Origin of the sequence: Desulfuromonas thiophila (assembly GCF_900101955.1) — a bacterium.
GTDB lineage: Bacteria > Desulfobacterota > Desulfuromonadia > Desulfuromonadales > Desulfuromonadaceae > Pseudodesulfuromonas > Pseudodesulfuromonas thiophila.
In genome coordinates, this window is sequence record NZ_FNAQ01000031.1 from 1 (window position 1) to 5826 (window position 5826).

A 5826-nucleotide genomic window follows, 5' to 3' on the forward strand; every position below is an offset into this window, starting at 1 on the left:
TTTTTGCGCCAGGCCCGCAGTGCCGGCATCTTCTATCACGCGCTGGAACCGCGCAGCGAAGAGGATCTGGCGGAACTGAAACTGGCGCTGCACAGCGCGGTGGAACAATGCCACGAACAGCAGCAGGCCGAGCAACGGGAACACCGTCTGTGGCGGCATCTGACCACGGCGCTGGGCTAGCGAAAAAGCGACTCTGCGATGAGATGAAATGAAGACAGGAAGGGACTGCGCCCTGCCGGGGAGATCTGGCGGGGCGTTTTTGTGTGCGCGGAAAAATTGACAGCTCAGGCCTGGCGGCTGGTGGTTACAAGCTCGAGAGCCTGTGGCTTTCTTCCATTCAATCGTACCGAGGCGCCCGCTATAACGCATGGCATTCCACTCCGTTTTTTCGGAAAGGGGAATGAGCCGCATTTTCAACGGGCTATTTTTTCTGCAGCAATGAATGGTTGTGGCCCTCCCACAGGCCTTCAAAGAAATGCCGGGCATTCATTCCCAGGGTGCGAGTGCGATACCCGCCTTCCTGGACAACCAGGGTTGGAAGTTTTAATTGGCCAACCAGCTGTCCATTGACACAAAAATCAGCCGGCATCAGCGGCCATGAGCCGGTCGGATCATCTTTTGCCGTATCCAACCCCAAGGCAATAACCAGAAACCTGGGTTTGTAGGAACGAATCCGGTTGATCGCTTCATGCAGGGTTCGGCGATAGCGCTCTGCCGTGATCTGGAAGGGCAGGGGGTAATTGCAGTTAAACCCCAGACCAGCGTCTTCTCCCCGCTCATTGCTGAATCCGGAGAAATGGGGATAGATATCGGGTGGGGCACCATGGATGGACAGCGTCAGCACATCGTCGCGGGTGTAAAAAATGTCCTGACTGCCATTGCCATGGTGATAATCAAGGTCGAGCAGAGCGACTCGTCCGAACTGGCTCAGGTAATGGGCGGCAATCGCTGATGAGTTGAAATAGCAGAACCCGCCGAAAACCCGCCGTTCCGCATGATGTCCCGGTGGCCGCACCAAGGCGTAGGCCAGGGGGCTGTCAGAAAGGATTTCCTCCGCACCGGTCAGGGCACAGTCAACGGCTCCCCGCGCCGCCTTGTAGGCGTTGCTGCTAAAAGGGGTAAAGGTATCCATGCAGTAGTAGCCGACTTGCAACTCGATATCTTTAGGCGGTTTCTGCAGATTGCGCAGGGGGAAAATAATCGGGTAGATCGACTGGGTTGGGGACAAGCTAGCACAGGCTCGGCGCAGGTAATCGACAAAATGGCGGTCGTGCACCGCCTTGATATGACGCTCTGCCATGCGGCGCGGATTCAGCCGGCGGAAGAGTCCACTCTTGTCGATTTCATGAAGAATGGAAGCGATTCTAACCGGCGCTTCCACATAGCCGCGGTCCTTGACGTGGTGGATATCGTGACCTTCGTTGACAATTAGAGCGATGGGCTTGTGAGGGATATCGTATTTGGTTGTAGTGCGCTCTTTCTGGTAGCGTGATGCTCTGAGCTGGGCAGGATCATCCCGAAAGGAGCGGACAACCTCCTTAATTTGACTTTCGCTAAGTAGATCCCCATATTTACGCTCAAGTACGGCGCGGACAATTTTTCTCAAAGCTGTGCGGGGAAGTGGACAGCTTTGGCCAAGATTGTCATAGACCAGGAAGTAGAGATCCCTGTCACCCGGGCGCACTGGTGACGCATAATCGTTGTTGATAATCGGGCGGGCACCATATCGCTCGTAAAATTTCAGCCGGGCCTTGTTGTTTTTCAGCACCGCCTGATCCTGAATGACTAACGGGTCATCAACACTGCATTCGAAAAATAATCCCAAGGGGCGAAGCGCCAGCGCTTCCTCGCGCACACGCTCATACAGGGCACCGCCAATGCCACCGCCCGTTCCTTTTGGTGCCGCGGAGATCAGTTCCAGATAAACGGCGCGGACGTCAGGAAAGTGCAAGAGCATGGCAAATCCCTTCACTTTACCCAGGCCGTCTTCCGCAACTAAAAGAAGGGATCGATAGTGGTACTTTAGCGGATCGGTCAGCTGTTCGGGCAGTTTCTCAAAATCGATCGGTCGCGCTGTGGGAAACTGAGCCCGGAGAATCTCCAGCACCTGGCTGATGGCGCGTTGGTTGCTGGGAACGACGGAATCGAAAATTCGGCGGATGCGGAACATGGTTTGCTCCCTTAAAAGAGCTGAATCTTGCCCTCTGAGCGCTGAGAGTCTTGTGATAGGCCACTGCCGATACTACCAATTTCTGCGCCAGTCCCGCAGTGCCGATATCTTCTATCATGCGTTGCGAACCTGGTAACGAGGATCTTGTGGGACGTTTGTATGCGAGGGAGACATCCCGGAAGACGACCCCGCTGCGGCCGATTCCTGGAGCGATGTTCATTCTTGTCAGGGTCACCGGCGAACCGCTATGCTGCGTTCTTTTTCAGGGCATTTGTACAGATCGGATTCTTTCATGGCACATCACCACGGCAGTCAACCTGAACTGGAATTCTTCCACCCGGCAGCGGATGCCCCGTCCCAGCCCCTGCCGCTGGCCACCGAGCGGGTCGAGGCCGGCTTTCCCAGCCCGGCCCGGGATTATGTCGAACCACCGCTGGACCTCAATGATCTGTGTGTGCGCCATCCGGCGGCGACCTATTTCGTCCGCGTCCAGGGCGATTCCATGATCGATGGTCACATCTGCCCCGAGGATATCCTGGTGGTGGATCGCTCCCTCGAACCCTGCCACGGCGATATTGTCATTGCCTGCTTTGATGGCGATCTGACCGTCAAGCGTCTGGAAACCCGGCCCGAACTGCGCCTGGTGCCGATGAATCCCAGCTACCAGCCGCTGGTGCCGGCTGAAGGTTGCGATATGGAAATCTTTGGTGTCGTCACCACGGTGATTCATCCGCTGCGCAAGGCCTGATTCATTCAACTCCGCTCTGTAGATTGAAGTGTCAACACGAAACAGGCCCCTGCTGGCGTATTGTGAACGGTCAGGCTGCCGTTAAGGCGCGTTTCCGCCAGCTTCCGTGCCAGAGCCAGCCCGATACCGAGACCTTGAGCCTGTTTTTTGCTGTAGTGGATGTTAAAGATTTTATCGAGGGCGTCGGCAACGATGCCACCGGCATTGTCGCGCACTTCGATTGTGACCGGATGCCCACCGGAACAGCTGATCCACAGGCTGGGGGTGTCGGGTTGTTTTTCCCGTAATACGCTGACGGTATTTTCCAAGAGGATCAGCAGAATCTGCTTGAGGGCTTTTTCATCGGCGCAGAGCCGTTGGTCCTGATAGCCCTTAATGACGTTGATATTTCCTGCCTGCAATGAAGGTCCGAGCATTTCCAGCACGTTGTCGATGGCACGTTGCAGGCTGAACTCACCGAGCTGCGCCTGTTGCGAATAGAAACTGTAGAAGTTGCCGACCAGATCATTCATCCCGCCAATCTGGTTTTCCATGTTGCCGAGAATTTCCTCGTTCTGCGGGTCGTCCTGACCACTTTTGTGGCGCTGTGTGCGCAGCTTTAAAACCTCTGTGCCGAGATAAACCAGCGGTTGCTTGAACTGGTGGAGAATTCCGGCGAGCAGGTAACTGGTTGAATTGAATTTGTTACTCTCATCGACCAGCAGAGCGTTTTCGGCCCGTTCCGCTTCAATCCGTTTTATTTTCTGGCCCAACGCCATGGCAAAGAAGATCGCCTCCGCCGCCATCCCGGACGGCAGAACGTAGAGTGCGCCACTGCCGAAATCAACCAGCCCGGTGAAACACAGCACGTAATTGAGCCTTTACAGGAAGAAGGTTTGCCCCGCCCCTGGCAGCTTAATTCCCGTGATCCCCAGCTCATCGCCCAGCGTCTTTGCCAGATTCGCCGAGGACTCCGCCTCGCCGTGGACGATGAAGGTGCGCTGCGGCTTTTTCTCCATCACCCGCACGAATTCCACCAGGCCATCCCGGTCGGCATGACCGGAGAACCCGGTAAGCACCTCGACACGGGCATACACCTCGAATTCCTCACCGAAAATCCGTACCGGGCTTTGCTTCTCCACCAGTTTGCGCCCAAGGGTGTTGGGCGCTTGCCAGCTGGTCATCAGAATGGTGGTACGCGGATCACCGATGCGATTACGCAGGTGGTGGAGAATCCTCCCTCCTTCGAGCATGCCGCTGGAACTGATGATGATCGCCGGAGCCTTGAGACTGTTGAGGGCTTTTGATTCCTCCACCGTGCGGGTGTACTGCAGCCGACCAAACCCAAAGGGATTGTTGTCGTCGTCAGAGAGGAGAAACTCGCGGATCTCGGCGTCAAACACCTCCGGATGCATGCGGAAGACATCGGTGGTGGCAACTCCCAGGGGGCTGTCGACGAAAATCGGCAGATCGGGGATGGCGCCGGCGCTGTGCAGCCGGTGCAGGGCGTAGACCAATTGCTGAGTACGCCCCACGGCGAAGGCAGGAATCAGCAGCGAGCCCCCCTGATTCACCGTTTCGGTAACAATGCGCTTGAGTTCCTTTTCCGAATCGGGATAGGGAGGATGCAGCCGGTCACCGTAGGTGCTCTCCATGATGAGGATATCGGCACCCTCGCGCAGCGGTTGAGGATCGCGAATGATGGGGATGTCCGGGCGGCCGATGTCGCCGCTGAAGACCAGCCGCTGAATCTTGCCGGTATCATGGTCGTCAATATCGAGAATGACGTGGGCGCTGCCGAGCATGTGGCCAGCATCAACCAAGGTGAGACGAATGCCGGGAAAAAGCTCGTGCGGCCGCTGGTAGTTGAGGCCGACGAACTGCTCCAGGCTGCGGGAAGCATCGGCTCGGGTGTAGAGCGGCTCGAAAAGACGCTGCCCCTTTTTCGCCCGCCGCCGGTTGACATACTCCACGTCCTTTTCCTGGATAAAGGCGCTGTCCATCAGCATCACCGCGCACAGGTCGCGCGTGGCCGAGGTGCAAAAGATGTCGCCGCTGAAGCCATTACGCACCAGACAGGGAATGCGGCCGGAATGATCGATATGGGCATGGGAAAGCACCAGCGCGTCAATCTCCTCGCCCTGGCACAGACCGCTACGGTTGATCTCGAAGGATTCCTTGCGCTTGCCCTGAAAGAGGCCACAGTCGAGCAGAATCTTCTTGCCGTTCGCCTCGATCAGATGCTGGGAACCGGTCACGGTTCCGGCAGCGCCTTGAAAGGTAATTTTCATGGATGCGTAGCCTCCTTGAAGGGATGACGGGAAAACTGGCGAGACAGGAGGAGATCGCGGGGCGCTTGATTCAGCCCGACAAAGATGGACACGGAGTTAAACGGCAGCCTGTACCCCGGACGCCTCTGGACTAATATTGCCACGGGTACTGTGGTGACGGCTACGATTCACATCGATTTCCTTATATTTAAACACAGTCTGGCACCTTTCTTTTCGATTTCCGAGAATCTCTTTATCAGCCGGCGCCGGAATCGCATTGTGGCAAGCCAGGGCAGGGTTTAGGCAGTAAAATCAGCAACGGGCGGAAGTGCTGTCATGACCGGTGCGGAGGCGTTGGAGTCAACTCCGCTGCTGAGCGTACCGCCCCCCGCGCACACAAAAACGCCCCGCCAGATCTCCCCGGCAGGGCGCAGTCCCTTCCTGTCTTCATTTCATCTCATCGCAGAGTCGCTTTTTCGCTAGCCCAGCGCCGTGGTCAGATGCCGCCACAGACGGTGTTCCCGTTGCTCGGCCTGCTGCTGTTCGCGGCACTGTTCCACCGCGCTGTGCAGCGCCAGTTTCAGTTCCGCCAGATCCTCTTCGCTGCGCGGTTCCAGCGCGTGATAGAAGATGCCGGCACTGCGGGCCTGGCGCAAAAA

Annotated in this window: 4 protein-coding genes and 2 pseudogenes; 2 read left to right on the forward strand and 4 right to left on the reverse strand. The window is 57.0% G+C overall.

What is annotated here, in order from left to right; genetic code table 11:
• A pseudogene (locus BLR80_RS13040) lies at positions 1-180 on the forward strand (hypothetical protein); the annotation flags it as partial.
• A 241-nt stretch (positions 181-421) separates the two neighbouring features.
• On the opposite strand, the gene BLR80_RS12490 reads toward BLR80_RS13040, so the two are convergent.
• Positions 422-2170, reverse strand: coding sequence for a histone deacetylase family protein (locus tag BLR80_RS12490; RefSeq protein ID WP_092080854.1), 1749 nt, complete (start codon positions 2168-2170; stop codon positions 422-424).
• Between the two features lie 292 nt (positions 2171-2462).
• Here BLR80_RS12490 and umuD point away from each other — a divergent pair, with 292 nt between their 5' ends.
• Positions 2463-2918, forward strand: coding sequence for a translesion error-prone DNA polymerase V autoproteolytic subunit (gene umuD, locus BLR80_RS12495; RefSeq protein WP_092080857.1), 456 nt, complete (start codon positions 2463-2465; stop codon positions 2916-2918).
• 5 nt (positions 2919-2923) lie between these two features.
• On the opposite strand, the gene BLR80_RS12500 is transcribed toward umuD, so the two are convergent.
• The 3 genes and pseudogenes from BLR80_RS12500 to BLR80_RS13045 all read right to left on the reverse strand — a co-directional run.
• Complete coding sequence (locus tag BLR80_RS12500; protein WP_092080860.1) at positions 2924-3766, reverse strand: sensor histidine kinase; 843 nt, start codon at positions 3764-3766, stop codon at positions 2924-2926.
• 12 nt (positions 3767-3778) lie between these two features.
• The gene (locus tag BLR80_RS12505) at positions 3779-5188 is read right to left on the reverse strand and encodes an MBL fold metallo-hydrolase RNA specificity domain-containing protein (RefSeq protein WP_092080863.1); all 1410 of its coding nucleotides are present in this window, start codon (positions 5186-5188) and stop codon (positions 3779-3781) included.
• A 458-nt stretch (positions 5189-5646) separates the two neighbouring features.
• A pseudogene (locus BLR80_RS13045) lies at positions 5647-5826 on the reverse strand (hypothetical protein); the annotation flags it as partial.